The 26748-nt window shown below is 71.4% G+C and carries 23 protein-coding genes, 1 tRNA gene and 2 pseudogenes; 9 read left to right on the top strand and 17 right to left on the bottom strand.

All coding sequences use genetic code 11. The features are described from left to right. Positions 1 to 51: 51 nt before the first annotated feature. Positions 52 to 2072: pseudogene (locus tag ABXS69_RS06095) on the bottom strand (glucose PTS transporter subunit IIA). 321 nt (positions 2073 to 2393) lie between these two features. Here ABXS69_RS06095 and ABXS69_RS06090 point away from each other — a divergent pair. Then, positions 2394 to 4020 (top strand): annotated as a pseudogene (locus ABXS69_RS06090) (Hsp70 family protein). 152 nt (positions 4021 to 4172) lie between these two features. On the opposite strand, the gene ABXS69_RS06085 reads toward ABXS69_RS06090, so the two are convergent. The 5 genes from ABXS69_RS06085 to gndA all read right to left on the bottom strand — a co-directional run bounded on the left by ABXS69_RS06085 (position 4173) and on the right by gndA (position 8467). Further along, complete coding sequence (locus tag ABXS69_RS06085; protein ID WP_366181548.1) at positions 4173 to 4688, bottom strand: MerR family transcriptional regulator; 516 nt, start codon at positions 4686 to 4688, stop codon at positions 4173 to 4175. Positions 4689 to 5045: 357 nt separating this feature from the next. Continuing rightward, positions 5046 to 5525 (bottom strand): bifunctional nuclease, encoded by a 480-nt coding sequence (locus ABXS69_RS06080; RefSeq protein WP_366179873.1) that lies wholly within the window; start codon positions 5523 to 5525, stop codon positions 5046 to 5048. Between the two features lie 109 nt (positions 5526 to 5634). Further along, entirely contained in the window at positions 5635 to 6285 is a 651-nt protein-coding gene (locus ABXS69_RS06075; protein ID WP_366179872.1) for a MerR family transcriptional regulator, read from the bottom strand. Between the two features lie 89 nt (positions 6286 to 6374). Further along, on the bottom strand, positions 6375 to 6818 hold the full coding sequence (locus ABXS69_RS06070) for an FHA domain-containing protein (RefSeq protein ID WP_366179871.1): 444 nt from the start codon (positions 6816 to 6818) through the stop codon (positions 6375 to 6377). Positions 6819 to 6991: 173 nt separating this feature from the next. Continuing rightward, entirely contained in the window at positions 6992 to 8467 is a 1476-nt protein-coding gene (gene gndA / locus ABXS69_RS06065; RefSeq protein WP_366179870.1) for an NADP-dependent phosphogluconate dehydrogenase, read from the bottom strand. Positions 8468 to 8708: 241 nt separating this feature from the next. On the opposite strand from gndA, the gene zwf reads away from it, so the two are divergent. From zwf to ABXS69_RS06035, 6 genes are all read left to right on the top strand, one after another. Then, positions 8709 to 10280 (top strand): glucose-6-phosphate dehydrogenase, encoded by a 1572-nt coding sequence (gene zwf, locus ABXS69_RS06060; protein ID WP_366179869.1) that lies wholly within the window; start codon positions 8709 to 8711, stop codon positions 10278 to 10280. Continuing rightward, a complete protein-coding gene (locus ABXS69_RS06055) occupies positions 10277 to 11278 on the top strand; it encodes a glucose-6-phosphate dehydrogenase assembly protein OpcA (protein ID WP_366179868.1) in 1002 nt (333 codons plus the stop codon). The genes zwf and ABXS69_RS06055 overlap by 4 nt, the downstream gene beginning before the upstream one ends. Beyond that, on the top strand, positions 11275 to 12072 hold the full coding sequence (gene pgl, locus ABXS69_RS06050) for a 6-phosphogluconolactonase (protein ID WP_366179867.1): 798 nt from the start codon (positions 11275 to 11277) through the stop codon (positions 12070 to 12072). Before ABXS69_RS06055 ends, pgl begins: the two co-directional genes overlap by 4 nt. A 139-nt stretch (positions 12073 to 12211) precedes the next feature. Next, positions 12212 to 13258, top strand: coding sequence for an HNH endonuclease family protein (locus ABXS69_RS06045; RefSeq protein ID WP_366179866.1), 1047 nt, complete (start codon positions 12212 to 12214; stop codon positions 13256 to 13258). Positions 13259 to 13344: 86 nt separating this feature from the next. Further along, positions 13345 to 13812, top strand: coding sequence for a S4 domain-containing protein (locus ABXS69_RS06040; RefSeq protein ID WP_366181547.1), 468 nt, complete (start codon positions 13345 to 13347; stop codon positions 13810 to 13812). A gap of 1 nt (position 13813) precedes the next feature. Then, positions 13814 to 14872, top strand: coding sequence for an alpha/beta hydrolase (locus ABXS69_RS06035; protein WP_366179865.1), 1059 nt, complete (start codon positions 13814 to 13816; stop codon positions 14870 to 14872). Positions 14873 to 14914: 42 nt separating this feature from the next. Here the strand turns inward: ABXS69_RS06035 and ABXS69_RS06030 are convergent, their stop codons facing one another. The 4 genes from ABXS69_RS06030 to ABXS69_RS06015 are packed head-to-tail and all read right to left on the bottom strand — an operon-like array spanning position 14915 to position 18326. Beyond that, on the bottom strand, positions 14915 to 15787 hold the full coding sequence (locus ABXS69_RS06030; protein ID WP_366179864.1) for an HAD family hydrolase: 873 nt from the start codon (positions 15785 to 15787) through the stop codon (positions 14915 to 14917). 60 nt (positions 15788 to 15847) lie between these two features. After that, entirely contained in the window at positions 15848 to 16939 is a 1092-nt protein-coding gene (locus tag ABXS69_RS06025) for an MFS transporter (RefSeq protein WP_366179863.1), read from the bottom strand. Next, the gene (locus ABXS69_RS06020) at positions 16936 to 17616 is read right to left on the bottom strand and encodes an MFS transporter (protein ID WP_366179862.1); all 681 of its coding nucleotides are present in this window, start codon (positions 17614 to 17616) and stop codon (positions 16936 to 16938) included. Before ABXS69_RS06020 ends, ABXS69_RS06025 begins: the two co-directional genes overlap by 4 nt. Beyond that, a complete protein-coding gene (locus ABXS69_RS06015) occupies positions 17613 to 18326 on the bottom strand; it encodes a TetR family transcriptional regulator (RefSeq protein WP_366179861.1) in 714 nt (237 codons plus the stop codon). Before ABXS69_RS06015 ends, ABXS69_RS06020 begins: the two co-directional genes overlap by 4 nt. Before the next feature lie 228 nt (positions 18327 to 18554). Here ABXS69_RS06015 and ABXS69_RS06010 point away from each other — a divergent pair, with 228 nt between their 5' ends. Then, positions 18555 to 19256, top strand: coding sequence for a ribbon-helix-helix protein, CopG family (locus ABXS69_RS06010; protein WP_366179860.1), 702 nt, complete (start codon positions 18555 to 18557; stop codon positions 19254 to 19256). Next, on the top strand, positions 19246 to 19503 hold the full coding sequence (locus ABXS69_RS06005; RefSeq protein ID WP_366179859.1) for a toxin: 258 nt from the start codon (positions 19246 to 19248) through the stop codon (positions 19501 to 19503). The genes ABXS69_RS06010 and ABXS69_RS06005 overlap by 11 nt, the downstream gene beginning before the upstream one ends. Before the next feature lie 415 nt (positions 19504 to 19918). Here the strand turns inward: ABXS69_RS06005 and ABXS69_RS06000 are convergent, their stop codons facing one another. The 7 genes from ABXS69_RS06000 to ABXS69_RS05970 all read right to left on the bottom strand — a co-directional run bounded on the left by ABXS69_RS06000 (position 19919) and on the right by ABXS69_RS05970 (position 26594). After that, positions 19919 to 20071, bottom strand: coding sequence for an SUMF1/EgtB/PvdO family nonheme iron enzyme (locus tag ABXS69_RS06000; RefSeq protein WP_366179858.1), 153 nt, complete (start codon positions 20069 to 20071; stop codon positions 19919 to 19921). A gap of 271 nt (positions 20072 to 20342) precedes the next feature. Beyond that, on the bottom strand, positions 20343 to 21653 hold the full coding sequence (locus ABXS69_RS05995) for an anaerobic C4-dicarboxylate transporter (protein ID WP_366179857.1): 1311 nt from the start codon (positions 21651 to 21653) through the stop codon (positions 20343 to 20345). Positions 21654 to 22649: 996 nt separating this feature from the next. Next, entirely contained in the window at positions 22650 to 22802 is a 153-nt protein-coding gene (locus ABXS69_RS05990; RefSeq protein WP_366179856.1) for a hypothetical protein, read from the bottom strand. Between the two features lie 230 nt (positions 22803 to 23032). Further along, positions 23033 to 23109: transfer RNA gene (locus tag ABXS69_RS05985), tRNA-Pro, on the bottom strand. 188 nt (positions 23110 to 23297) lie between these two features. Continuing rightward, the gene (gene moeB, locus ABXS69_RS05980) at positions 23298 to 24500 is read right to left on the bottom strand and encodes a molybdopterin-synthase adenylyltransferase MoeB (RefSeq protein WP_366179855.1); all 1203 of its coding nucleotides are present in this window, start codon (positions 24498 to 24500) and stop codon (positions 23298 to 23300) included. Then, positions 24497 to 26152, bottom strand: a complete 1656-nt coding sequence (pgi, locus tag ABXS69_RS05975; protein ID WP_366179854.1) for a glucose-6-phosphate isomerase — start codon at positions 26150 to 26152, stop codon at positions 24497 to 24499. The genes moeB and pgi overlap by 4 nt, the downstream gene beginning before the upstream one ends. 46 nt (positions 26153 to 26198) lie before the next feature. Continuing rightward, on the bottom strand, positions 26199 to 26594 hold the full coding sequence (locus ABXS69_RS05970) for a VOC family protein (protein ID WP_366179853.1): 396 nt from the start codon (positions 26592 to 26594) through the stop codon (positions 26199 to 26201). Positions 26595 to 26748 lie beyond the last annotated feature (154 nt).

The following is a 26748-nucleotide window of genomic DNA, read 5'->3' as shown; positions in this document are numbered from 1 at the left end:
GAATGCGATGGGCCCGGCTCCTTGCCAGACGCGGGTCAGCGGCGGGCCCGCTCAGTCGTGGTTGACGCTGAACAGCGTGTCGCCGCGCGAGGCGTCGTGGATCCCGGCCTCGGAGATGCCGGAGAACCTGTCGCCGTTGGACACGACGATCGGCGTGACGATCTGGTACCCGGCCGCCTTGACCGCGTCCCAGTCGACCTCGACCAGCGGCGTGCCGCGGCGGATGACATCGCCCTGGCGGACCTTCGGGCTGAAGTGCCTGCCATCGAGCCGCACGGTGTCCATGCCGACGTGGATGAGCACCTCCACGCCGCTGGCGGCGCGGATGCCGTAGGCGTGGCCGGATGGGAAGGCCACGATGACCTCGCCGTCGACCGGGGAGACCACCGGCCCCGCCGACGGGACGACCGCCAGGCCCGGGCCGAGCAGCCCCTGGGAGAAGACGGCGTCCTCCACCTCGGACAGCGGGACCACGCGCCCCTCGATGGGCGAGGTGACGGAGAAGTCCTCAGCGGCCTCGGCGGGGAGCTCGACCTTGACCGTCTCATGGGGCTGGCCCTCGGCGGTGCGCTCGTGGATGGCCTCCGCCTCCGCCTCGAGCGCGGCCTCATCCTCGACGTCGCCATCGGCCAGGGAGGCGGCCCCCTTGGCGGTGCGCGAGTAGAAGTAGGTCCCGCTGAAGGCGATCACCGCGACGAGGGCCTCGAGGGCGAGGTAGGCCGGGATGTGCTTGGGGACCATGGATACGAAGCCCACGAATCCCGCGGCGCCGAGCGCCTGACTGCGCACGTCGAACAAGGCCACCAGGGCGGCGCCGATGGCCGCCGATCCCATGCCGATGAAGAACGGCCAGCGCAGGCGCAGGTTGACGCCGAAGATCGCGGGCTCGGTGATGCCGAGGAGCGCGGAGACGCCACCGGCGCCGGCCAGGCCCTTCATCTTGGCGTCCTTGGTGCGCAGGAAGACCGCGATGGCGACGGCACCCTGGGCGACGTTGGCCATGGAGGCGATCGGGAAGATGAAGGAGCCGCCGGTGTTGGCGATGTCGGAGATCAGCGGGATCTCGACCGCCGGGAAGGACTGGTGCAGGCCGGTGACGACGATCGGCGAGTAGACGAGGCCGAACAGCGCGCCACCCAGGGGGCCGAGCGTGTTGTAGGTCCAGTCCAGGCCGTCGGTGATCCAGATGGAGAGCTGGCGCGTGATCGGGCCGACGACGACGAAGGTGAGGAAGCCGGTGCCGAGCAACGTGATGAGCGGGGTGAGGAGGAAGTCGGCCGTGCCGGACAGGCGCTTGTGCAGCTGCTTCTCGATGACCGACAGGAGGTAGGCGACGCAGATGATCGGGATGACCATCGCCTGGTAGCCGATCTTCTGGACCTCCAGGCCGAACAGCTGCCGCTGGGCGCCGCCCCCGTGAACTCCCAGAACTTCGTGGCCGCCTCGGGGTTGCTCATGTCGTAGGCGCTCAGCAGGGAGCTGGAGACCATGGCGGCGCCCATGGCCCCGCCGAGGTAGACGTTGCCGCCGAAGCGCTTGGCCGCCGAGAAGCCCACGAGCACGGGGAGGAACGCGAAGGCTGCAGAGGAGATGAGGTTGATGAGGTCGGCGTAGTCGGCCAGCCAGGTCCACCGGTCCTTGAGCGACATCTCGCCGAAGAGGCCCTCGGCCGTCAGGACGTTGTTGATCGCCATCATGAGACCGCCGGCGATCAGGGCGGGGAGGATCGGGACGAAGATGTCCGCGATCATCTTGATGAACCGCGAGGCGAGGTTGCCGGACTGGGCGGCGACCTGCTTGGCCTCATCCTTGGAGACCTCCTTGACGCCGCCGGTCGCGATCATGCGATCGAAGACGTGGTCCACATCGCCGGGGCCGACGATGATCTGGTACATGCCGCCGGCGATGAAGGTGCCCTTGATATCGGGGTCCTTGTCGAGGGCCCTCTGGTCGACCTTGTCCAAGTCCGCGAGGACAAGTCGCAGTCGGGTCGCGCAGTGCGCGGCCGCCGTGATGTTCTCCGCGCCGCCGACGTAGGTCAGGACGTCGGTCGCCACCCGGGCGTGATCCATTGCCACCCGGTGCCTCCTCTCATTGGTCGGCACTGCCAGGCGCCATCCTCCCCGTCACCGGGAGCGGCGAGCCGCGAGACGGGGATCGTCGGGGGGATGAGGCGCGACGGGGGTCATCGATGATCCCCCTGGCAGGGCCTGTGTCAAACGTGAGTCACGCTACCTTCGCGCGCCCGCCCGGGCAAGAGCGGTCTGACTGCTGGTCGATGCGGCCGCCGACGCGGCCCACCCGCGCCCCCGATCATCGCGCCCGCGCCTGATCCTGCCTGCCCTTCGGTGGGGCTCGGCCCTATTCGCCCGGGTCACGCTAGGCTCAGCACCATGACAGCCGAGCGCCCGCGCACCTCAGGGACCCTGCCCGCCTCCTCCGCACGCGGCCGCCGAGCCAAGGCCACGGTCTCCAGCGCTGGTCGGCCCGGCCCCTCGCTCGGCATCGACTTGGGCACCACGCGGACCGTGGTGGCCCGCGTCGACCGCGGGAACTACCCGGTGGTCCCCTTCACCGATGAGCACGGCGACGCCCAGGAGTACCTGCCCTCGCTCACGGCCCTGACTCCGGACGGCCTGGTCCACGGCTTCGCTGCGCGCGCCGCCGCCCGCGAGGGCGCCCCGCTGCTGCGCAGCCTCAAGCGGCGCCTTTCGAGCCCGCGCATCACCCCGGCCACCGAGGTCGAGCTCGGTGGGCAGCGCTTCACCGTCCTGGAGATCCTCACCGACTACCTGCGCCACCTGCGCGCCCAGCTCAAGGCGGCACCCGGCATGGACGACACCGACCCCGGCGCGCGAGGATCACGCGTCTCGATCGCCGTCGCCGTGCCGGCCCATGCCTTCGGCGCCCAGCGCCTCCTGACCCTCGAGGCCTTTGGCGACGCCGGCTTCAACGTCATCGCCATGCTCAACGAGCCCAGCGCGGCCGGATTCGAGTACACGCACCGCAAGGCCCGCACCGTCTCCTCCAAGCGCACCCGGGTGCTGGTCTACGACCTCGGCGGCGGTACCTTCGACACCTCGCTCGTGGACGTGCGCGGCGTCGCCCACGAGGTCCTGGCCTCCCGCGGCCTGGGGGATCTGGGCGGCGACGACGTCGACATCCTCCTCGCCCAGCTCGCGCTCGAGCGCGCGGGCACGCGGGAGGAGGACCTCAATGATCGCGAGGTCTCCGATCTGCTCGACCAGTGCCGCGACGCCAAGGAGGCGCTCGCCCCCCAGACCCGGCGCATCGCGCTGGACGTGCGGGGCAAGGACGTCATCATCCAGACGGCCGAGCTCTACGACGCCTGCAAGCCCCTCATGGAGCGCTCACTGGACGTCATGGAGCCGCTCATCGGCCGTCTCGCCGACGGCGACCCGGATCTCACCGAGGTCGCGGGCGTCCACCTGGTCGGCGGCGGCTCCGCGCTGCCCCTCGTGCCCAGGATGCTGCGCGAGCGCTTTGGCGCGAGGGTCCACCGCTCCCCCTACCCCGGCGCCTCCACCGCGATCGGCCTCGCCATCGCCTCGGACCGCGATTCCGGCTATGACCTCATCGACCGCCTCTCGCGCGGCTTCGGAGTGTTCCGCGAGGCCGACGGAGGCCAGCGCACGACCTTCGACGCCCTCCTCGGGGAGGACGCGATCCAGGCCGGCGCCACCCGCGAGGGCACGGTCATCACCCGCCAGTACACGGCCGTCCACAACATCGGCCGCTTCCGGTTCGTCGAGTGCGCGGGCGTCGACGCCGACGGCGAGCCCCGGGGCGAGCTCGCCCCGTACCAGGAGATCATCTTCCCCTTCGACCCCGCCCTGCGCGATGAGGAGCTTCTCCGGGTGCCCTGTCGAGCGCACAGGCGCAGGGCGCCGCGTTCAGGAGCGCTACGAGATCGACTCCGCGGGACTCGTGCAGGTGACGATCACCGACCTCGAGGACGGCTTCGCGCGCCGCTACGTCCTGGGCCGCCAGACTGCCTGAGGTCCTGGAGGCCCGGTGACGCCCCGCTCTCCCCTGGACCGGGGCGGGGCTTCTCACGGTGCTGTGATGGATGGCGCGGAGCGGGCGCGGTCCAGTGGGATCCCGCCCGCGTCGCCCTTGGGGGTCGCCCTCGCGCGATCCCCAGGAGTGGATCAGCCGGCCTGTCGCTTGGCGGCCCGGCGCTTGGCGAGCTCATCCTCGACGATGGGGGCCTCGGCGTGGTCCACGGGGAGCTCGGCGAGCGATCCCTCGACCTCATGCCAGACCCGGCCGACGGCGATCCCGAAGACGCCCTGCCCGCCCTGGACGAGGTCGATGACCTCGTCGGCGCTGGTGCACTCGTAGACGGAGGCGCCGTCGCTCATGAGGGTGATAGACGTGAGGTCCTCGACCCCCCGCTCGTGGAGGGCGTCCACCGCGGTGCGGATCTGCTGGAGGGAGACGCCGGTGTCGAGCAGGCGCTTGACGATCTTGAGCAGAAGGATGTCGCGGAAGGAGTAGAGGCGCTGCGTGCCCGAGCCCTTGGCGCCGCGCACCGTCGGCTCGACCAGCCCGGTGCGGGCCCAGTAGTCGAGCTGGCGGTAGGTGATGCCAGCGGCGCGGCAGGCGACCGGCCCGCGGTACCCCGAGGAGGTGTCGAGGTCCGGAAGGGTGTCGCCGAAGAGCATGCCCTGGGCGAGCTGCGGTGCGGGTGCGTGAAGACTCGCTTCGTTCGCGCTCACAGGACTGCTCCTCACAGATCGGTTACTGGACTTCGGATCGCGACGGGCTGCCGTCAACGACCGCATGACCCACGATAGAGGGCGATCAGCTCCCGCTCAACGAAGGGCGCGCCGAGTGGGACCCCTCCACTGGATCTCAATCTCAGCCCCAACTCGAGGCCTGACGACGGGAGACCGGGTTTCGCCTGGAATTTGAGGATTTCGCCAGTGCGCCGGAGTAGGTGTGCGTGACTGAGATCACCTCAATAATCACATCTACCACATGCGTCCCGCGTGTCGCGCGGGCTCCGTCGGATCCCGCCCTCACCTGGTCGGGGGATCCTCCGGGACGGCGGTGGCCAGGCTCCGGCGCCAGCGCGCCATCCGCTCATGTGTCGTCTGCTCGCCCAGGTCCACCCCGCGCAGCCTCAGCAGCGTCTCGGAGGCGAGGACCGGCCGGTCCAGGGCGCTCGCCAGGACGAGGGCGTCGCCCGGGGCGCAGGGGACCTCCCCCACCTCTCCGCGCTCGTTCCTCCCGGCGATGGCCAGGCCGCAGACGAGGCGGGCGTCGGCGTCGACCCCGAGCCGTATCTGGAGGAGGGAGCCGCCCAGCATCTGGACGCTGCGCGCCAGTAGGCTCACCCAGCCGGGTCGCGTGGAGGGAACCGGCTCGGAGAGCACGAGTCCCTCGCGCGCGGTGACGGGAACGGCGATCATGCCAGGGCCACCGGCCTCGACGAGGATCGCGACGAGGCCGGTGGAGGCTGCGGTGGATCGGATGCCCACGAGATGCATGGGGCGCATCCCACAAGGCTACGGGTCAGCGGGGCGCCGCGTCCGGCGAATGGGTGCACCGACTCACTGGCGACTGCGGCCCTCGCCGGTGCCGGGCGCGCCGGGGAGGCCGTGCGGCTCAGGACAGGGCGCGCACGGCCAGGTGCAGCAGCTCCCCGTGCAGCTCGCCGATGAGGCCGGCGAGCCGGGTGGCGGAGTCCTCGGCCGCCGTGGCCGAGCGCCGCCGGGCGGACTGCGTGGCCTGATCGATGGAGTCCGCCGCCCGCTCCGCGCTGGTGCGCACCGATCGCAGGTTGCGCAGGGGCAGCCCCAGGCTCGCGGCCTCCAGGGCAAGGCGCGTGACGCGCAGGCTCTGGGGGGCGAAGCGCCCACGGGCGTCGGCGGCGATGAGGCCTGCTGAGATGAGCTCGTTGATATCCGCCTCGGAGGCGCCCGTAAGGGCCCTGAGGTCCTCCAGGCTCATGTCGGCTCCCTCGACGGCGCGCCCCCGCGAGGCCACCACCCGGGCGACGGGGGCGGGATCCGGCGCCGAGGCGGAGGCGTCCATGTCCTCCAGCCTCTCGCGGATGACGCCCAGCGGCAGGTACTCGTCCCGCTGGGCCGTCAGGGCGAAGCGCAGCCTGGCGACGTCGGCCTGCGAGTAGCGCCGGTAGCCGTTGCCGATCCGGTGCGGCGAGATGAGCCCCTCAGCCTCCAAGTAGCGCAGCTTGGACACCGACAGCGCGGGGAACTCGGCCCTCAGCGCCTCGACGACCTCGCTGATCTTCATCGTGGCCTCGCGGGAGACGCCGCGCGGCCACGGCCCGGGAGCCCCCGGTCCGGCGGCGGGGCGCTGCTCGCGGAATCGACTGGGCCGGCTCACTGGGCGGTCGCGGCGGGGCCGGGGTGGTAGGTCATCCGGAACTTGCCGATCTGGACCTCGTCACCGGCTCGCAGGGCCGCCTGCTCCACACGCTCCCTATTGACGTAAGTGCCGTTGAGCGACCCCGAGTCACGCACGGCGTACCCGCCGTCGACGGCGGAGAAGATCGCGTGCTTGCGGGACACCGTCACATCGTCGAGGAAGATATCCGCGCGGGGATGGCGGCCCACGGTCGTCTGCTGGGCGTCCAGGAGGAATCGCGCCCCGGTCACCGGGCCGTGCTCGACGATGAGGAGCGCCGTGCCCGCAGGCAGGGCGGCGATCGCGGCCCGGTCCTGAGCCGAGAGGCCGATGACCTGGACGTCGACATCGGCGGAGAAGTCGATCGCGCCGAGGGTCTGGGTCGACGTGGTGTCCGAATCCGATGGAATGCTCGTCATCGTGGCCCCCTCTGGTAGGGCGGCGCTCGTCGCGCCGCGATGGGCCAACCATACCGGTCCCCGCGCGCCGCCGTCGCGCCGTTCATGCTCTCTCTCCCCCATCGAACGCGGGAATACGGCGCCGGGACGGGGATGGGCGCGTGGGCGCCCGGCGCCCTCGTCCCTCTCGGGCCTCAGGCCCACTTCTCCTCGACGCGCTCGGTCGCGGACCAGGTGACGTGGTAGGTGCCCTCCGGGTCGTCCACGCGGTGGTAGGTGTGCGAGCCGAAGAAGTCCCGCTGGCCCTGGATGAGGGCCGCCGGCAGGCGCTCGGCCCTCAGCTGGTCCACGTAGGCCAGCGAGGAGGCGAAGGCGGGCGCCGCCACGCCGGCCAGGGCCGCCGTGGCGACGATGCGGCGCCAGGCGGGCAGGACCGCCTCCAGCGCGGAGGCGAAGACCGGGGCGGTCAGGAGGCTGCCGAGCGCCGGCTCCTCGTCGTAGGCGCGGGTGATGTCGTCCAGGAAGCGGGCGCGGATGATGCAGCCGCCGCGCCAGATGCGGGCCATGGCCCCCAGGTCGACCTGCCAGCCGTAGAGCCCCGAGGCCGTGGCGATCTCGTCGAAGCCCTGGGCGTAGGCGGCGATCTTCGAGCCGTAGAGCGCGTCCTTGACCGCCGCCACGAACTCCTCGCGCGCCCCTGGCGTGTCCAGGGCCGGGGGCTGGGCGCCGGCGTCGAGGGAGGCGCCGCGCACGGCCAGGCGCGCGCCGGCCGAGGAGGAGGCGGCGCGCGCGAACGTGGCCTCAGCGATGGCGGGCACGGCCACGCCCAGCTCCAGGGCTGTCTGAGTGGTCCACACGCCGGTGCCCTTCTGGCCCGCGGCGTCGACGATGGCGTCGACGAAGGGCCCGCCGGTGGCGGGGTCCGTGCGGGAGAGGACCTCGGTGGTGACGTCGATGAGGTAGGAGTCGAGCTCGGAGTCCTTCCAGGCGCGGAAGACCTCGGCGATCTCGGCCACGCTCATGCCCGCCACGCCGCGCAGGAGGTCGTAGGCCTCGGCGATGAGCTGCATGTCGGCGTACTCGATGCCGTTGTGGACCATCTTGACGAAGTGGCCCGCGCCGTCGGGGCCCACATGGGTGCAGCAGGGGACGCCGTCGACCTGGGCGGAGATGGACTCGAGCATGGGGCCGAGGCGGTCGTAGGACTCCGCCGTGCCGCCGGGCATGATGGAGGGGCCCAGCAGCGCGCCCTCCTCGCCTCCGGAGACGCCCATGCCCACGAAGTGCAGACCGCGATCGCGCAGGGCCTTCTCGCGGCGGCGGGTGTCGGTGTAGAGGGTGTTGCCGGCGTCGACGATGATGTCGCCGGGCTCCATGAGCTCGGCGAGCGCGTCGATGACCGCCTCGGTGGCGGCCCCGGCCTGGACCATGATGATGGCCACGCGGGGGCGGCGCAGGGAGGCGACGAAGTCCGCGAGCTCGGCGGCGGGCACGAAGGCGCCCTCGTCCGCGTGGCGGTCCATGAGCTTCTCGGTGCGGGCCAGGGTTCGGTTGAAGACGGCCACCTCGTGGCCGTGGCGGGCCAGGTTGCGGGCGAGGTTGGCTCCCATCACCCCCAGGCCGACGACGCCGAGGTCTGCGGTTGAGGGGGCAGGGGTGAAGCTGGTCATCGCGTTGCCTTTCGGTGGATCGCGGCCCGGGCAGCCGATGCGGCTGGCGCCTTCGGCCCCGCTGCCCGCGGGGATCGTCGCGTGGGCCGCTGCCAACAGTAGCCCGCGCGGAAGCCCGCGGCGCCACCCGCCCCGGCCCCTTACTCTCGACGTGAAACACGCCGGGGCCCAGCGCTCCGGGCGCCTAGAGTGAGTCCGGCCGCCAGAGCCCTGCGGCCGCCACCACTCCAGGAAGGCCCCCGTGCCCGCATCCACAGAACCGGCCCAGTCCCGTCCCCCTTCGGCGACGGCGCTGCTCGACAGTCGTGACCTGCGACTGCCGAGGATCGCCGATCCTTGCGCCCTGGTGATGTTCGGCATCACCGGCGATCTCGCGCGCAACAAGCTGCTGCCGGCCGTCTACGACTTGGCTAACCGCGGGCTGCTCTCCCCCAGCTTCTCCCTGGTGGGCGTGGGGCGGCGCGACTGGGACGATGGCGCTATGCGCGACTACGTCGAGAAGTGGGCGCGCGCGGGCGCCCGCACCCCGTGGCGCGACGCCACCTGGGAGCAGCTGGCGGCCGGGATGCGCTTCGTCACCTTCGCCTCCTTCGAGGACGATGACGCCTACCAGCGCCTGACCCGCGTGGTCGAGGACCTCGACGCCTCGCGCGGCACGGCCGGAAACCGAGCCTTCTACCTGTCGATCCCCCCGGGCTGGTTCCCCGCCGTCACCGAGCGCATCGCCCGCTCCGGCCTGGTGGAGCGCGATGAGCGATCCTGGAGACGCGTCGTCGTCGAGAAGCCCTTTGGCCATGACCGGGCCTCCGCGCGCGAGCTCGACGCGCTCATCGGCCGCATCGTGCGGCCCGACGACGTCTTCCGGGTCGATCACTACCTGGGCAAGGAGACGGTCCAGAACATCCTGGCGCTGCGCTTCGCCAACACGATGTTCGAGCCCCTGTGGAACCAGCGCTACGTGGACCACGTGCAGATCACCATGGCCGAGGACATCGGCATCGGCACGCGGGCCGGCTACTACGACACCATCGGCTCGGCGCGCGACGTCATCCAGAACCACCTCCTCCAGCTCCTGGCACTGGTGGCGATGGAGGAGCCGATCTCGATGGACGCCGCGGCCGTGCGGGCCGAGAAGGAGAAGGTCCTGGCCTCGGTGCGCCTGGAGCGCGACGGTGTCCTCGACCTGGACGCCACGACCTCCCGGGGCCGCTACGCCCCCGGCTACCAGGGCGGCACCGCTGTCAAGGGCTACCTGGAGGAGGACGGCGTGGCGCCGGACTCGCGCACGGAGACCTTCGCGGCGCTGCGCCTGGAGATCGCCAACCGCCGCTGGGCGGGCGTTCCCTTCTACCTGCGCGCGGGCAAGCGCCTTGCCCGCAGGGTGACCGAGGTCGCCATCGTCTTCCGCCAGCCGCCCTTCCTGCCCTTCGACGACGCCGCGACCGCCGGTATCGGCGCCAACACCATCGTTCTGCGCATCCAGCCCGACGAGGGCGTGACCCTGCGAGTGGCCTCCAAGGTGCCCGGCACCCAGATGGAGCTGCGCGACGTGACGATGGACTTCGGCTACGGCGCCACCTTCAACGAGGAGTCCCCCGAGGCCTACGAGCGCCTCATCCTCGACGCCCTCCTCGGGGACGCCCCGCTGTTCCCCCACCAGCGGGAGGTGGACCTGTCATGGAGGATCCTCGACCCGGTCATCGAGCACTGGTCGGCCTCCGGGGCGCCGCGGGACTACCGCCCCGGCTCGTGGGGGCCCGAGGACGCACACGATCTGCTCGCCCGCGAGGGCCGTGCCTGGAGGCGCTCATGATCACCACGCTCACCGCCACCACCACCGCCAAGATCACCTCGGCGATCCTGGCCGACGAGGGCGCCCACGGTCGCTCCCACGTCCTGACCCTGCTCATCGCCTGCGACGCCGAGCACCTCGAGGCCTCCCTCGAGGCGGCTCACGGGGCCAGCCGGGACCATCCCAGCCGCATCATCGCGGTGGTCCCCGAGCGCGAGGAGGCCCGGGAGCCCTCGAGGCCCCGCAGCCGGGACGGCCACGTCGCCTCCGACATCGGGGGGCACCTCGACGCCGAGATCCGCACCGGCCATGACGCCGGCGCGGGCGAGACGATCGTCCTGCGCCCCTGGGGCGAGGCCGCCGACCACATCGACACGCTCGTCGTCCCCTTCCTCCTGCCCGACACGCCCGTGGTCGTCTGGTGGCCCCATGAGTGCCCGCCCGTGCCCGCCGACGATCCCCTGGGGCGCCTCGCCACCGCGAGGATCACCAACGCCCCGGCCCTCGAGCGGCCCGAGACCGCCCTGCGCGGCCTGGCGCCGAGCTCGCGGCGCGGGGACATCGACCTGGCCTGGACGCGCATCACGCTGTGGCGCGCCATGGTGGCCTCCGTCCTGTCCCCCGCCCTGCGCGGCGCGGGCGTGACCTCGATGGTCATCGAGGGAGAGCACTGCAACGCCTCCGTGGCGCTCATGACCTCCTGGCTGAGGCTCCGCCTGGGCGTGCCCGTGGAGCGCCGCGATGTCGAGGGATTCAAGGGCATCGCCTCCGTGCGGGCCCGCACCCCGGAGGGAGAGATCACGATCACCCGTGTCGACACCGACCGCGTGCGCGTGTGCCGCCCCGATGGGCGCGAGCCGCAGATCGCCACCATGGCCCGCCGCAGCGACGTGACGACCCTCGACGAGGAGCTGCGCCGGCTGTCCCCCGATCCTCTCTACGGGGAGGTCCTCGCAGCCTTCCTCGCCGAGGGCCCCCGGGCCCAGGACCCACGGCTCTCACAGGAGGAGACGCGATGACCGAGCCCACCTCCGCGCGCCCCAGCGCGTGCCACGGCATCGAGTCCCGGGCGGCGGGCCTGCCCGCCCCGGTGGTCGATATCGCACCCACCCGCGCCGAGGCCGCCGAGCGCGCGAGCGCCGCGATCGCCTCGGCGATCGCCGAGGCCCTCACCGCCAGGGGCGCCGCTCATCTCGCGCTGACCGGTGGCTCCGGTGGCAAGGCCATCGCCCACGCGCTGCCGGCCGCTCTCGCCGACGCCGGGATCTCGCCCCAGGACCTGCGGGGGCTGCACATCTGGTTCGGCGATGAGCGCTTCGTGCCCGCGGGCGACGCCGAGCGCAACGACCTGTTCGCCGCCCCCCTGGCGGAGGCCGGCGTGCCCGAGGGGAACATCCACCGGCTGGCCGGGCCGGAGGCCGTCGCCGACGTCCGCCTCGCCGCGGAGGCGCTCGAGCGCGACCTGGCCATCGCGGGTCCCGTCGGCGGGCGCCTCGACGCGATCCACCTGGGCATGGGCCCCGATGGGCACGTCTGCTCCCTCTTCCCCGGGCACCCCGCGGCGCTGACCACGGGGAGGGACATGGCCGCCGTCGAGGACTCCCCCAAGCCCCCGCCCCAGCGCGCCACCCTCACCTTCCCGGCGCTCCACCGCTCCCGGCTCGTGGTGCTCCTGGCCTTCGGGCAGGACAAGCGCGACGCCGCCCGCGCCGGCCTGGGATCGCCCGACGCCGCGCTCGCCCCGATCTCCTGCGCCCGGGGCGAGCGGACCCTGTGGTTCCTCGACGACGCGGCCGACCCCCGAGACCGGTAGTCCTCCCTGCGGCCGCAGTGGTACGGGCTGTTCCGGTCCGCCGCGCGCATCCTGCCCTGAGCCTGTGGATCCAGGCCGGTCAGGCGCACTGTCCACAGGCCTGCGCCCAAGGGACGGCCCGGCGACGTACGGTCGGCCCATGCGCCGTCCCATCCACGCCCTGCCCCTCGGCATGGCGGCGTGCGCCCTCGCCCTGGCGGCCGCCCCTATCGGCACGGCCGCGGAGTCGGAGCCGTCGCCTCCCGCCATGCCCGTCGGCGCCCCCGCCGCCCAGGGATGGCTCGACGGCGTCGCCTGGGACGATCGGGCGAGCGCCACCCTCGATCCGGCCGCGGCGATCGCGGCGCTCGACGCGCTTCCCGCCGATCAGCCCGCCGCCGAGTCCTGGAGCACCGGGGGCAGCCGCACCGGCTGGTTCGGCAAGGCGTGGGAGGACGTCGACGGCGATGGCTGCGACACGCGCGACGAGATCCTCGCCCGTGACCTGTCCCACGCGGACTTCTCCCGCGCGGACGGGCAGCAGGGCCGTGAGGACGGCGTGGGCCAGGGCGCGGCGGTCTGCCCCGATGCCACGGTGTGGAGCGGGGTCCTCCACGACCCGTACACCGGCGCCTCGGTGAGCTTCCAGCGCGGGCGATCGACATCCGACGCCGTCCAGATCGACCACGTCGTGCCCCTCAACTACCTCTACGCCCACGGCGCGTGGGCGTGGGACGCCCGCACTCGCCTGCTGGTGGCCAACGACCCGCTCAACCTCGTGGCCGTCGAGGGCAAGGCCAACCAGTCCAAGGGGGCCTGCGGCCCGGCCACCTGCCCCATCGGCTCCACGGAGACCGGCACGTGGTCCACGGCTGCCCCGCCCGGCTGGTGGCCCTCCAACGACTCGTTCCGGTGCGCGTACGCGCAGCGCTTCGTGAGCGTCGCCGCCGCCTACCGGCTCGGCCTGCCGGACGCGGACCGCCGGGCCCTTCGGTCCGCGCTCGCCGACTGCGCGGCCGGCGGGGATGGCGCCCCCAGCATCATCGAGACCGCGAGGGACGTCGTCGCCCGGGCGCCGGGGGCGCTCCTGAGCGACGGCCGCCACCGGTCGCTCCTCATCGCGGGGATGCTGCTGCTGGGCGCCGGGATCGTGGCGCGGGCCCGCCGATCCCTCCGGCGGGCGTCATGCCGTCGGCGTCGAGGCTGAGGCGCCTGCGAGGCTAGGATGCCGCTGTGGCAACCGACGACGGCTCCGGGACGCGGGAATCCCTCGATCAGGCGCGCCGACGGGCGATCGAGGACGCCGCGGGCTCCGGCGGGCCCGCGGGCGCGCGCGTGGACGTGTGGTTGTGGAGCACGCGCCAGATTAAGTCCCGGTCGGCGGCGACCGCCGCCTGCAGGGCAGGGCACGTGCGCGTCAACGGGGAGGCGGCGAAGCCCGCCCAGCAGGTCAAGGTCGGTGACGAGATCCGCTACCGGGTGGATGGCTTCGACCGCCGACTGCTGGTCACCCGCATCCTCGTCAAGCGGGTCGGCGCGCCCATCGCCCGCACCGCCTACAAGGACTTCTCCGCCCCCAGGCCCTCCCCCCTGGACTCGCCGGCGGCGATCATCCGGGATCGCGGGGCGGGTCGCCCCACGAAACGGGAGCGCCGCAGGCTCGACGCGCTCATGGGAGGCGCTGCGGTGGGGCACGGCGAGCGGGTGATCGTCGATGAATTGGATGCCAAGCTCGCGAGAGCATTCGATGAGGAGGATTGAGATGCCGGGACTCGGCGGGCGCCCGTCGATGGGCGCCGCGGCGTTGGCCGGCATCGCCGCGATCGGCGTCGCCGCGGGCGCGGTGAGCGCGCGGCGACGGGACCTGGGCCCGGCCTTTCACGACGTCGCCTCGGAGCTGCGCGCTCCCCTGCTGGTCCTCGGCCACGGGCCGACGGGCGAGCCCCGGCCCATCACGCCTGACTCCTCCACCGGGATGAGGCGGCTGACCAGCCAGGCCCGGGTCTTCCCCCGCCGTTTGGGCCGCGAGCAGGTCATTGACTCGGATGGCCGGAGCCTGCGCCTGTGGCTCTATGAGACCTCCGCCCGGCGCGAGGGCGGGCCGAGCGGCGCGCTCATCTGGATCCACGGCGGCGGCCTCGTCGCCGGCAGCCCCGCCCAGGACCACGCCCTGTGCTCGCGCATCGCCCGCGAGCTCGGAATTCTCGTGGTCTCGGTGGACTACCGCCTCGCCCCCGAGCACCCCTACCCCGCGGCGATCGACGACGCGCGGAGCGCGCTGCGGTGGCTGCGCATGAGCGCCCCGGCCCTGGACGTGGACGCCTCCCGCGTGGCGGTGGGAGGGGCGAGCGCCGGCGGGGGCCTGGCGGCGGCGCTCGCCCAGCGCTGCCGCGATGAGGGGATCGACCTGGCCTTTCAGATGCTCATCTACCCCATGCTCGATGACCGCACCGGCGTCGGCGGGGTCGACATCCCGGGCCGGGGCGACTTCGTATGGACGGCCCGGCAGAACGCGGAGTGCTGGCAGGCCTATCTCTCGCATCCCTCAGGGGAGCCCGAGGACCGCCCCTGGGCGGCGGCGGCTCGCCGCGAGGACCTGACCGGCCTCGCCCCCGCGTGGATCGGGGTGGGGGGCCTCGACCTCTTCGTCGACGAGTGCGTCGATTACGCGGGTCGGCTGGAGGCCAGCGGCGTGCCCGTGCGCTTGCGCGTGGAGCCGGGCATGTACCACGGGGCGGACATCTGCCAGTGGGCCCGCTCGATGCGGGACTTCCGGGCGGAGTCCATCGACGCGCTCGGGCGGGCTCTGCGCGGTGCCTGACACGGGCCCTTCCCATACCCGCCGGCGGGCCCGGGCGGCTGCTCAGCCGCGGCCGGCGGGAATCCGCGCCATGAGGGCGGCGACGGAGCGCAGCACTCCGTCCTCGGTGTTGGCCGGCGCCGTGTAGTCGGCGGCCGCCAGGACGCTGGGATGGGCGTTGGCCATCGCGAAGCCGAGCTCGGAGCGGTCGTAGAGGCTGAGGTCGTTGAGGTAGTCGCCGAAGACGGCGGTCTGCGCGGGGGTGATGCCCAGGCGCTCCTGGATGGCGGCGACGGCGCGTCCCTTGTCCGCGCCGTGGGACATGAGGTCCACCCAGTGCTTGCCCGAGACGACGGTCTGGACGGTGGGCACGGCCTGGCGCATCGCCTCAGCGGTGCCGTCCTCGACGTCGTCGAAGTCGAACACGGCGACCTTGAGGACGGTGTCCAGCGGGAGGGCCAGGAGGGCGTCGACGCCCTGATGGGCGGTGTAGTAGATGCCGATCCGATCGGTGAAGGGGGCGTCGTCCCTCTCGGTGTAGGCGCTTTCCTTGCAGGCCACGACCGCCCCGAGATCGCGCCCCTCGGAGCGGAGGCGATGGACGGCGGTGATGGCGGCGCGGGCCTCGTCGGGGCTGATGGTCACGGAGTGGATCTCGGCGCCGTCGTGGATGACGAGGGAGCCGTTCTCCGCGATGAGGGGAGAGTCATCAACGGCCGGGCCCAGCACGGCGCGGAGGTTGGCCATCTGCCGCCCGGAGGCCGGTGAGAAGAGGACTCCGCGCTCGCGCATCTCGGCGACGGCGTCGTCGAGTCCCGCGGGGAGGCGCCCCTCGCCGTCGACGAGCGTGCCGTCCATGTCGGTGACCACGAGCCTGAGGTCGACGGTCTCGGGCAGGGCGGCGGACAGACGAGCGTCGAGCGGTTCGCGTTTCACGGCGCTCATCATGTCAGAGGCTCGCCACCATGACGGGAGCCGGGCTCCTTGGGTCCGGCCTCATCGGTCGAGCTCCGCCTCGGGCATGGGGCCGTCGATGCCGTCGGGGGCCTCGAGGCCTATGGTCCCGGGACGGCGGCGGTGAGGGGCCTCGGGACCAGCATCTCCGGACTCGCCGTCGTCCCCGGCATCCTCGGCACTGGCGCTCTCGGCCTGGGCGACCTGCTTGAGGGCGGACTGGCGCGAGAGGGGGACGTCCTTGTAGAAGAACCCGATGAGCATGGCCAGACCGAAGACGGGCACCATGAGCAGGAAGATCGGGGTGAGCGCGTCGGCGTAGGCGTTGGTGATCGCCGTGTGGAGGGCGTCCGGGAGCTGGTTGACGAGGGCCGGCGTGAGCGAGGAGCCGGCATCGCCGCCGTGGAAGCCCCGCAGCGCCTCCTGGATCCGCGGGTCCTCGCTCGCGGCCAGGGCCATGAGCCTGGCGCCGAGCTGATCGGCCAGGTTGTTGGAGAAGGCAACGCCGATGAGGGAGGCGCCCAGTGAGACGCCGACCTCGCGGAAGAAGTTGTTGCCGCTGGTGGCCGTGCCGAGGTGGTGCGGCTCGACGTCGTTCTGCACGAGTGTGATGAGCAGCTGGAAGAACAGCCCGATCCCCGCGCCGAGGACGAAGACGGCGGTCGAGATGATCCACACGGGGGTGGAGGCGCTGAAGGTGCTCATCCACAGCAGCGCCGCGCCGGCGATGACCGGCCCGATGACGAGGTACGCCCGGTAGCGCCCGGTGCGGGTGACGAGGATGCCGGAGCCGATTCCGGCGACCAGCATCCCCACCGTCATGGGGACCAGGAGGATGCCGGAGGCGGTCGCGGAGTAGCCGTAGCTCATCTGGAGGAAGGTCGGCAGGTAGAGGCTGGCGCCGATCATTCCGCCCATGGCCAGCATCCCCTGGACGGTGGTGAGGACGAAGGTGCGGTTCATGAGCACCGTCATGGGCAGGATCGGCTCAGCGACGCGATTCTCGACCAGGGGCAGGATGAGCCAGGCCAGCGCGCCGACGACGATCATGGCGATGAGCGCGGGGCTGGTCCAGTCGAGCTGGTTGCCGCCGAATGTGGCCACGAGGACGATGAGCACGGCCCCGAGGTTCATGAGGCCCAGCCCGGCCCAGTCGATCGAGGCCCGGAAGCTTGCGGGCCGGGAAGCTTGAGGACCACCCACACGGCGATCCAGGCGATGACGCCCAGCGGCAGGTTCACCCAGAAGACCCAGTGCCAGGAGACGGAGTCGGTCAGCCAGCCGCCGATGATGGGGCCGAGGACGGAGGCGATACCGAACATGGCGCCCATGGGGGCCATGTAGGTGCCGCGAACGCGCGGCGGGATGAGGTCCCCGGTGATGGCCTGGGAGGAGATCATGAGGCCGCCGCCGCCCAGTCCCTGCAGGGCCCGCCAGGCGATGAGCGCCGTCATGGACTCGGCGGTGCCGCACAGCGCCGAGCCGACGAGGAAGAGGGCGATGGCGACCAGGAAGAGGGTCTTGCGGCCAACGAGGTCGCCGAGCTTGCCGTAGACCGGCATGGCCACGGTGACGGCGAGGGTGTAGGCGGTGATGATCCACGCCATGTGGCTGGCGCCGCCGAGGTCGCCGACGATGGTGGGCAGCGCGGTGCCGACGATCATCTGGTCGAGAGCGGATAGGAACATGACGACGAGCAGGGAGGCGTAAACGGCCCAGAAGCGGCGGTCGGGCTTGAAGACGTCCGCTGCCCTGATGGCCTCTGGCCCCCCGACCTGCGCGATGGGGGTGTCGGTGTCGCGCTTGGTCACGCGTGGTCCTTTCTCGTGGCGGCGGCGGGCGCCTTGGGGTTGTCGAAGATGCCGCGGAGGCTGGCGGTGACGAGGTCGAGCGCCTCCGCGAGGGTCCCGGGCGCGGCCGATGCCGGGAAGGAGGACGGGGCCGTCCCGTCGCAGGTCGCATCGGCGCCGGGATCACCGCCGTCGCCGGCCCAGAGCTCGTAGGCCGCCCTGTACAACGTGATGGCCAGTGCGGCGGCCGCGATGACCTGAGGGGACCCGAGGTCCGCCCCCAGGCGCCGGGCGAGGGCGGCGCGGACGACCGAGTGGACGAGGCGCACGCGCGACTGGAGCTCGGGGACGATGCTCGGGGTGTCGCGCAGCACGCGGCGCAGCCGCTGGAACTCCTCGGCGTCGCTGCCCATGGGGGCCACGGCGTGAGTGATCAGCTGGAGGAGATCGGGCAGGAGCTCGCCGTCGGAGGCGACGAAGGCCTCGATCTCGGCCTGGGGCGGGACCTGGGGCGCCCGGAGGATGAGGTCGGCCTTTGTCGGGAAGTAGTTGAAGACCGTGCGGCGGGAGACTCCCGCGTCAGCGGCGACGTCCTCCACGGTGGTGGCCTCGTAGCCGCGCTCGGCGGCCAAGCGCAGGGCACTGGCCTGGATCGCCTCGCGGGTGCGGCGCGCGTTGGTGGCGCGCAGGCCCGCTGCGGAGGCGGCGCCGATCGCAGGTGGGAGAGTCATGCAATGAGGATTGCACTCGGTGCAGCCTTGCACCAAGTGCAAAACGTGTGCTTATGAGCACACGGCGTCAGAACGACTGGGAGATGGCGCCCCGCTCCGCCCCCCGCCTGGGAGAGTGCCTGGCTCCCCCAGGGGACGTGGTTCGACCCGCCGACCGGCCGGCGCTACGCGGTCGGGGCTGAGGATGGCGCCTAGCTCGAGCTCTCGCGGCGCCTGGAGCGGGTGCCGGTGCTGGCGCGCGCGGGCGGCCTCGTCGTGCTCGCCGGCGACTTGGCCGAGGTCGCGGGCGCCAATCCCCGGCGCCTCGACGTCGTGGTGGTGCCGGGGGCCGATGAGGTGTTCTCGATCCTCGAACCGGTGGAGATCGATTATGCGGTGAAGGGTCGCGCCTGGGACGTCGTCCAGTCGGGGGCGACCGGCGGGGCGCCGCTCGGCGGCCTGCGCTCCGTGGGAGTCCCCGACGCCGTGCTGGCCGCGATCGCCGAGGTCGCCTGGGGCGCGCTGAGCGCGGCGGCGCCTCCCGCCGGGGCGGCTCGGCCCTCCGTTCCCGCTCCTCACCGCCGTCGGCGCCGAGCCCTCGCCCGTGGCCACGTCGCGGGATGGCTGAATACGGTGGCGCTTTCAGGCCCCGTCGCCCCTATTTTCGCATACAATATGTTTATGGTTGAACGCAGGCTGCGCGGCGAGTCGGTCACTGATGAGCAGATCCAGGCTTGGGCCGATGAGGCGGAAGCCGGTTATGACGTGGGCTCACTCCCCCCACCCAAGCGCGGACGGCCTCCGATCGGCGCGGGGCGCAGCACCGTGGTGACCGTTCGCCTTGACGCGGCCACGATGAACGCGATGACCGAGCGCGCCAGGGCGGAGGGGATCACAACCCGTTCCGAGGCTGTCCGCGCCGCCGTGCGCTACTGGGCGAATGTCGCTTGAGCTGCACAGATCCGCGCGCAAGCACTTTCGTCGGGATCGTCTCACTGACTATGCGGTGCGTTACGCGTTGAGTCATGCGATTAGCTTCCGCCCCTTGGATGATGAGGATGATCCGCGACGTTGGCTTGTCATTGGTGCCGATCCCGCTGGCCGGCTTCTTGAGTTGGTCGTGCTGATATTCGATAGCGGCAACGAGCTCGTTATCCATGCGATGAAAGCTCGGCCGCACTATCTCGAAGTCATCTAGATGTGATCCACCATTCATTGTCCCAGCCGACCAGGCGCGCAGGACCAGCGATTGCATCCTCAGGGCATTGAAGGCGCCCCGTTCCCCCTACCAGGATCCCTTAACGGTCTGGGGGATCGCGGCTTATGCGGCGGTTCGTGGGCTCTTCCGATTTTTGGTGATCAGCTCTCGCGTGAGGGTCTTGCCCTTGGCCCTTTCGGGATGGCGGCGGGCGATGACCATCTTCTGGTGTGCGGTCCAGGCCGCCTCGACCCGGGTCGCAGTCGTGCGCTGGCGCACCACCACCTCCGGCGCCCGGTGCACCGCACGCCGCTACAGGCGGGTCCTGGGCCGTGCCGCCGCATGCGCGCTCTGGCGCCGCATGCGCGCTCTGGCGCCGCATGCGCCCACAGTCGGCGCGGCGGGCAGGGTCGGATTAGTCCCAGCACCACTCCCACACGTTGCCGAGAATGTCGAACAGGCCGAAGGCATTGGGTTGCTCGCGCCCCGCAGGCCGCGCACCGGCGACGGCTACGGCGCGCTCCAGGCGATGGCCTCGAGCGCGCCGTAGCGCGGGCCCGTCGTGCACGCCCGTCCTCTGTGGGCGGCCGGAACCCGTCTGCGCTCGACATCGCAACGCACCTCGGCGTCGTCGGCCTCGTATACCGGAGCGACTCCAGTCTTGGCAGACAGGTCGTCGCACCAGGACCTCCGGGATCCCTCTGCCATGCGGGGACTGGGCTCACCGTCGCGGCTGAGGAGGTTCCGCCCTCACGGCGCTCGGGCGGCCCGACGGGCGGCTCAAGAGGCATGACCCGGCCGCGCACGAGGAGATGCGACCGTGCTGTGAGCGCCGGCGCTCACAGCACGAGGGGAGCCAAGAGGAAGCCCAGCACGATGCACACGACGATTGAGACGGTTCCGGGCATGACGAAGGGGTGCGCGAACACGTTGCGGCCCACCCGTGTCGAGCCGGTGTCATCCATCTCCATCGCGGCGACCGTCGTGGGGTAGTTGGGCAGCAGGTAGTAGTTCGCCACCGCCGGGTAGGAGGCCAGCAGCGCCGTCGCGGGCAGAGAGAGGTTGACCATGAGCGGCATGAAGGCCGCGGTTGTCGCCGCGTGGGAGAACATGAGCGGCGCGGCGAAGTAGAAGAACACGGCGGCCAGCCACGGGTGGGAGGCGAGCGGGCCGGACAGGGCCGTCGCGATCTGGTCGGAGTACTCGTTGACGAAGGCGTTTCCGAGCCAGGCCAGGCCCAGGATGCACACGGCCGCGGTCATGCCCGCCCGGTAGGTGTCCTGCTTGGCGATGTCACTGGGGGGCTTGCGCGCTACCAGCCCGATGACGGCGGCGGCGGTGAGCATGATCGTCATGATCGCCGCGGTGGAGCCCATGGGCGGGTCGGTGACCAAGCCCAACTCCTTGCTCGTGACCGTGGCGTATGCGACCGCGAGGACGAGGGCGATGAGGAAGATGACCAGCGCCGGCACGGCCGCGGGCGCAGCCTTGTAGCTGCTGTCGCCGGCGGCTGAAGGCTTGACGAGGCCGGCAGCCAGGCGTTCTTGGTAGACCGGGTCCTCTTTCAGTTCCTTGCCCTGGCGGGCGGCTACCAGCGTGCCGACGAGGATGCCGATGAGCGTGGTGGGGATGACGACAGCGAGGCACTGGAGGTAGCCGACATTCAGCGGTTCGAGTGCGACGACGAGCGCCACCATGGCGGCAGAGATCGGGGATGCGGCAACACCGATCTGTGAGGCGACGACGGCGATGGACAAGGGCCGTGACGGGCGGATGCCGTGCTCCTTGGACACGTCGACAATCACGGGGATGACGGAGTAGGCGGTGTGCCCGGTGCCGCACATGAGCGACATGAGGAAAGTGACGAGGGGGGCTAGGACGACGATCTGCCTGGGATGCCTGCGCAGGAGGATCTCGGTGAGGTGGACCAAGTGGTCCATGGCCCCGGCGACCTCCATGGCCGCCACCGTGCAGATGACGGACATGATGATGCCGATGACTTCCCACGGGATGTCCTCGGTTGAGGTTGCCACGCCTGTGGCGGTCAGCACGAGGACGCCTGCGGCACCGGCCAGGCCGATGCCGATGCTGCCCAGGCGCGCACCGATGACGATGAAGGCGAGCACAACGATGAGATGGAACCAGATCATGGTTGGGGTCTCCTTTGACTCGGGGAGGCGCTCGGTCGCCTCCGAGGGCTGCGCACCGCTGAGCACGAGTGAGGTCCGAGTGGCAGTGTGGGGAGCTCACACTCACAGAACATGTGATATCTCCCATAGTGCGCGCTTCTTACGATATGGCATTGCGCCTGAGCGTCACCCGATTCGCCGAGATGTCTCACGTACCGGCGCCCACCGTGCCCGCATCATGGTGACCGATGATGCCGTCCCGGGGCGGCGGAGCAGGAGTCGGGCCCACGGTTGCGCGCGGCCGGCGCCGCCGTCGCTGACGTGCAGGGTGTCGCCTCTGGCCTGCGCTGAACCGATGTCATGAACCTGGTCGGCTCGAAGGGGCGCGCGTTGAGGATCGTCCAGGAGCACCTGGGCGTGGGCCCCGAGCAGACGGCGGTCTTCGCGACTATCTCAATGGCCTCGAGCCGTATGCGCACTCCACGCTGGGCTTCGTCATGGCCGGGGCCCATCCTGGGATCCTCCAGGCCGCGCAGTATGTTGCGCCCGCCTCGGCGACGACCTCCTCGCGCGAGGCCCGGGCGCGCCCCCTCGCGACCTCTGGCCCGGTGACCGCGCGAGGTGATGAGCCCACGCTCCCTGTCGCTCCCAGGAAGCGGCGGACTGACCCGGGCCCCGAAACGATCACGGCACTGATTGATGAGCCGGCTCATCTCGCCGTGGGGGCCGTCGAGCTCCGCCGCTAAAAGGTCAAGGCCTTGCGCGCAGTCCCGTTCGCGCTGCGTGGCTCGAGCCTCTCCCCGCGTGGCCTCCGCGCCCGCCCCGACTCATCGGCGCTCATACCTGCCATCGCCCCCTCGCCCGACACATGGACACGCAGCGCACCCACCGGTGCCATCCACACCCACCGGTGCGGGCAGGACGCACCACTCGGTGCAAGCAGCACCACTCAGCGCAAACGGCACCGCTCGATCGCCACACCACCCCTGCCTATACGTCAGTTTGTGCTGGTGTGGGTCATATGTTGATGACGTTGGCAGTTGGGGTTGACCATGTCAGCTTGTGCCAGGCGATGGCCTGGCCCCATTGCCGGCGGTGCTGCTGGTCGTGCTCGCGCTGTTGGCGGGCCGCGGCCTGCTTCAGGTCGCGGACGAGGGCGTCGGCAGGCATGGTCGCGGCGAGCGCGCCCCCCCCAGGCCACCAGCCCGCAGGCGGGCGTTAAGACCCCCTGGCCTCGATCAGCCGGCCGTGGACGTCGACCACGCGCCACATCAGAGGCGACTTCGCCGCATCGCCACGCCGCGAACCACCGATCCCACCAACAAGAACCGCCGTATAAGCCCAAGCATCAGGCGACAAGCAACAACCCGCGCCATGGTTCAACCATGGCGCGGGTTTGATGGTCGGGCTGGCGGGATTTGAACCCACGACCCCTTGACCCCCAGTCAAGTGCGCTACCAAACTGCGCCACAGCCCGTTGCCTCACGTCCCTGCGACTGGATTACCCTCCGCCGCCCGGGTCCGCTCGGAACGTGTAGAACCTTAGCCCACCGCGGCCCCGCAGGCGAAACCGGCGCGCGGTGACGCCGGTCACGGCATGGGTGGCGCCAGGTTCAGCCAGAGCCGCCGCGCCGCGATCCCGCCGCAACCACCCGAGCGAGCGCCTCAGGCGCTCTCGTACCAGGCGCGGGCGCCGCCTTCGAGGTTGGTCAGCGCTCCGGCGTATCCGGCGGCCCTGAGGGCCTCGATGGCCTTCTTGGAGCGGACGCCGACCTGGCAGGTCACGACCGTCTCCCTACCGGCGTCCAGCTCCCCGGCCCTCTCGACCACCTCCCCCAGCGGGATGTGGACGGCCCCCTGAACGGGCATGGCGGCGATCTCGGCGGCCTCGCGCACGTCCAGGAGGGTGTATGCCCCACCGGGCCTCTCCCCCGCCGCGATGCGGGCGCGCAGCTCAGATGCGGTGACGGCCCTCATCGTCTCCTCGTTCCTTAGCGGTGGTTCAGGCGCGGCGCAGGCGTCCTCCACCGCCTCAAGGCTCGTGATCGTCGGGCTCACCCCGCACAGGGGGCAGTCCGGCCTCTTGCTCACGGGCACCTCGCGCGCGCCGGCGCCCCACGCGTCCAGGAGCAGGAGGCGGCCGATGAGGGGCTCGCCTCCCCCAACGATGAGCTTGAGCGCCTCAGCGGCCTGCATGGTCCCGATGATCCCCGGCAGGACGCCGAGCACGCCGGCTTGGGCGCAGGACGGCACGGAGCCCGGTGGCGGCGGCTCGGGGTGGAGGCACCGGTGGCAGGGGCCCCTGGCGGCGTCGAAGACCCCCACCTGGCCCGTCGAGTGCAGGACCGCGCCGTGGACGAGTGGGATGCCGAGCATGGCGCAGGCGTCGCCCACGAGGTAGCGGGTGGGAAAGTTGTCGGTGCCGTCCACCACCACGTCCCAGCCCTCCAGGATGTCGAGGGCGTGAGCGGCGTCCAGCGCCTCCTCGTGGAGGATCACCTCGACATCGGGGTTGAGGGCGGTGATGGCCGACGCCGCCGATCGGGCCTTGGAGGAGCCCACGCTGGCGGTCGTGTGAATGATCTGGCGCTGGAGGTTGGAGGCGTCGACGACGTCGAACTCGACGATCCCGAGCGTCCCCACTCCGGCGGCGGCGAGGTAGAGCGCGGCGGGCGCGCCGAGTCCGCCGGCGCCGATGAGCAGGACCCGGGCGGCCCGGATGCGCTGCTGGCCCGTCACGCCGACCTCGGGGACGAGCATGTTGCGCGAGTACCGGGCGCGCTCGGCGTCGGACAGGGCCCGCAGGCGCCCGTCACTGATGACGGGCGCCCACGGGGCTCGGCCCTGAGGGGGCGCGTCAGCGCTCAATGGCGCAGCTGCCGGTAACGGGTGATCAGGGCGCGCGTGGAGGGGTCCTGGGCCTCCAGCGCGGCCTGGTCGCCCTGGACGGCTGGGGCGATCTCCAGGGCGAGCTTCTTGCCGAGCTCGACGCCCCACTGGTCGAAGGAGTCGATGCCCCACACGATGCCCTGGGTGAAGGTGATGTGCTCGTACAGGGCGATGAGCTGGCCCACCACCGAGGGGATCAGGGCCGGGGCCAGGATCGACGTCGTTGGCCTGTTGCCGGCGAAGACCCGGGCCGGGACGATCTCCTCGGGCGTGCCCTCGGCGCGCACCTCCTCGGCCGTCTTGCCGAAGGCCAGCGCCGCGGTCTGGGCGAGGTAGTTGGACAGGAACAGCTCGTGAACGTCCACTCCCCCGTCCTTGACGGGGTGGGCGGGGTTGGCCACGGCGATGAAGTCCGCGGGGATGAGCTGGGTGCCCTGGTGAATGAGCTGGTAGAAGGCGTGCTGGCCGTTGGTGCCGGCCTCACCCCAGAAGACCTCGCCGGTCTCGGTGGTGACCGAGGAGCCGTCCCAGCGCACGGACTTGCCGTTGGACTCCATGGTCAGCTGCTGGAGGTAGGCGGGGAACCGGTGCAGGTACTGGGCGTAGGGCAGCACCGCGTGGGACGCTGCCTTGAAGAAGTTGACGTACCAGACGTTGAGCAGGCCCATGAGCATGGGGGCGTTGTCGGCCGGGTCCTTGCTGGCGAAGTGCTCATCGACGGCGTTAAAGCCAGCAAGGAAGTCCGCGAAGCCCTCCGGGCCGATCGCCACTGCCAGGACGGTGCCCACGGCGGAGTCCACGGAGTAGCGCCCGCCGACCCAGCTCCAGAACCCGAAGGCGTTGTCCGGGTCGATGCCGAACTCGGCGACCTTGTCCAGGGCGGTGGACACGGCCACGAAGTGCTTGGCGATGGCGCCGTCCGTGGGGACGCCCTTGGCCTCAAGCGCGGCCAGGAACCAGTCGCGGGCCATGCGCGCGTTGGTGAGGGTCTCCAGGGTGGTGAAGGTCTTGGAGGCGATGATGAACAGGGTGGTCTCGGGGTCGAGGCCCTTGACCTTCTCCGCGCAGTCACTGGGGTCGATGTTGGAGATGAACCGGCACTCCAGACCGTCCTGGACGTAGGGCCTCAGGGCCTCATACACCATGACGGGGCCGAGATCGGACCCGCCGATGCCGATGTTGACGACCGTCTCGATGCGCTTGCCCGTCACGCCCGTCCACTCCCCGCTGCGCACGCGGCGCGCGAAGTCGTAGACGCGGTCGAGGACCTTGTGGACGTCGGCGACGACGTCCTGGCCATCCACCGTCAGACGGTCCGACGCCGGGCGGCGCAGAGCGGTGTGCAGGACGGCACGGTCCTCGGTGACGTTGATGCGCTCGCCGGCGTACATGGCGTCGCGCCGCCCGGGCACGTCCACCTCGATGGCGAGGGAGGCCAGGGCGTCACGGACCTCGTCAGTGAGGAGGTTCTTGGACAGGTCGATGGTCAGGTCCCCGACCTGGTATGTGAAGCGCTCAGCGCGCTGCGGGTCCTCGGCGAACCACGCGCGCAGGTCAGGGCGCATCCCGATGTGCAGCTCAGTGAGGCGGGTCCAGGCGGGCGTGGTGGTGGCATCAACAGGTGTCTGCATGGACCCAGACTAGCCGCTCGCTGTTGCTGAGCGCCCCTGTAGCGTCTCAGGCCGGCACCTGCCCAACGGGGCCGTTGTGGCAGACGACCTCAAGGTTGTGGCCGTCGGGGTCCAGGACGAAGGCGGCGTAGTAGCCGGGGTGATAGTGGGCGCGTTCACCGGGGCCACCGTTGTCCCGGCCTCCCGCAGCCAGGGCCGCCGCGTGGAAGGCGTCCACCTGTTCAGGGGTCGCGGCCGTCAGTGCCAGATGGAAGGTCGTGAAATCCTGCCCAGGGTGAAGCCACAGGTCGGGGACAACCGTGCCCGACTGCCCCGCGGCTCCCAGGGCGCGCACGGGCCCTAGCTCCATGAGAACGGTGTAGCCGAGCGGGGCCAGGGCCTTGGTGTAAAAGTCGGCCGAGACAGCAGGCGCGGTAACGGGCAGCGAGATATGGTCGATCACGCGTCCACTGTAGCATACATCACGGTGTGAGGTTCGCAACTCCAGTCCTGGGACGCTGAGCAGGGCTGAGGCTGACGTCAGCACGCTCGGCCATGTCCTCACGTGACAGTACCGATCCCGTCCAGTCCCCCGCCCCGCCGGGTGACGCCCGGAC

This window comes from Actinomyces timonensis, assembly GCF_040702965.1.
GTDB lineage: Bacteria > Actinomycetota > Actinomycetes > Actinomycetales > Actinomycetaceae > Actinomyces > Actinomyces timonensis_A.
The sequence above is the reverse complement of the archived record's forward strand: the minus strand, read 5'-3'. Positions and strand labels throughout refer to the sequence as shown.

Excerpts from the sequence above, each read along its gene's own strand:
- ABXS69_RS06075 (WP_366179872.1), bottom strand. The coding sequence starts at position 6,285 with ATGAAGATCAGCGAGGTCGTCGAGGCGCTGAGGGCCGAGTTCCCCGCG.
- ABXS69_RS06035 (WP_366179865.1), top strand. The coding sequence starts at position 13,814 with ATGCCGGGACTCGGCGGGCGCCCGTCGATGGGCGCCGCGGCGTTGGCC.
- ABXS69_RS06005 (WP_366179859.1), top strand. The coding sequence starts at position 19,246 with ATGTCGCTTGAGCTGCACAGATCCGCGCGCAAGCACTTTCGTCGGGAT.
- ABXS69_RS06015 (WP_366179861.1), bottom strand. The coding sequence starts at position 18,326 with ATGACTCTCCCACCTGCGATCGGCGCCGCCTCCGCAGCGGGCCTGCGC.
- ABXS69_RS06080 (WP_366179873.1), bottom strand. The coding sequence starts at position 5,525 with ATGCGCCCCATGCATCTCGTGGGCATCCGATCCACCGCAGCCTCCACC.
- ABXS69_RS06025 (WP_366179863.1), bottom strand. The coding sequence starts at position 16,939 with ATGAACCTCGGGGCCGTGCTCATCGTCCTCGTGGCCACATTCGGCGGC.
- ABXS69_RS05995 (WP_366179857.1), bottom strand. The coding sequence starts at position 21,653 with ATGATCTGGTTCCATCTCATCGTTGTGCTCGCCTTCATCGTCATCGGT.
- ABXS69_RS06045 (WP_366179866.1), top strand. The coding sequence starts at position 12,212 with ATGCGCCGTCCCATCCACGCCCTGCCCCTCGGCATGGCGGCGTGCGCC.
- ABXS69_RS06070 (WP_366179871.1), bottom strand. The coding sequence starts at position 6,818 with ATGACGAGCATTCCATCGGATTCGGACACCACGTCGACCCAGACCCTC.
- ABXS69_RS05990 (WP_366179856.1), bottom strand. The coding sequence starts at position 22,802 with ATGCCTGCCGACGCCCTCGTCCGCGACCTGAAGCAGGCCGCGGCCCGC.
- ABXS69_RS06055 (WP_366179868.1), top strand. The coding sequence starts at position 10,277 with ATGATCACCACGCTCACCGCCACCACCACCGCCAAGATCACCTCGGCG.
- pgl (WP_366179867.1), top strand. The coding sequence starts at position 11,275 with ATGACCGAGCCCACCTCCGCGCGCCCCAGCGCGTGCCACGGCATCGAG.
- gndA (WP_366179870.1), bottom strand. The coding sequence starts at position 8,467 with ATGACCAGCTTCACCCCTGCCCCCTCAACCGCAGACCTCGGCGTCGTC.
- ABXS69_RS06085 (WP_366181548.1), bottom strand. The coding sequence starts at position 4,688 with ATGCTCTTCGGCGACACCCTTCCGGACCTCGACACCTCCTCGGGGTAC.
- pgi (WP_366179854.1), bottom strand. The coding sequence starts at position 26,152 with ATGCAGACACCTGTTGATGCCACCACCACGCCCGCCTGGACCCGCCTC.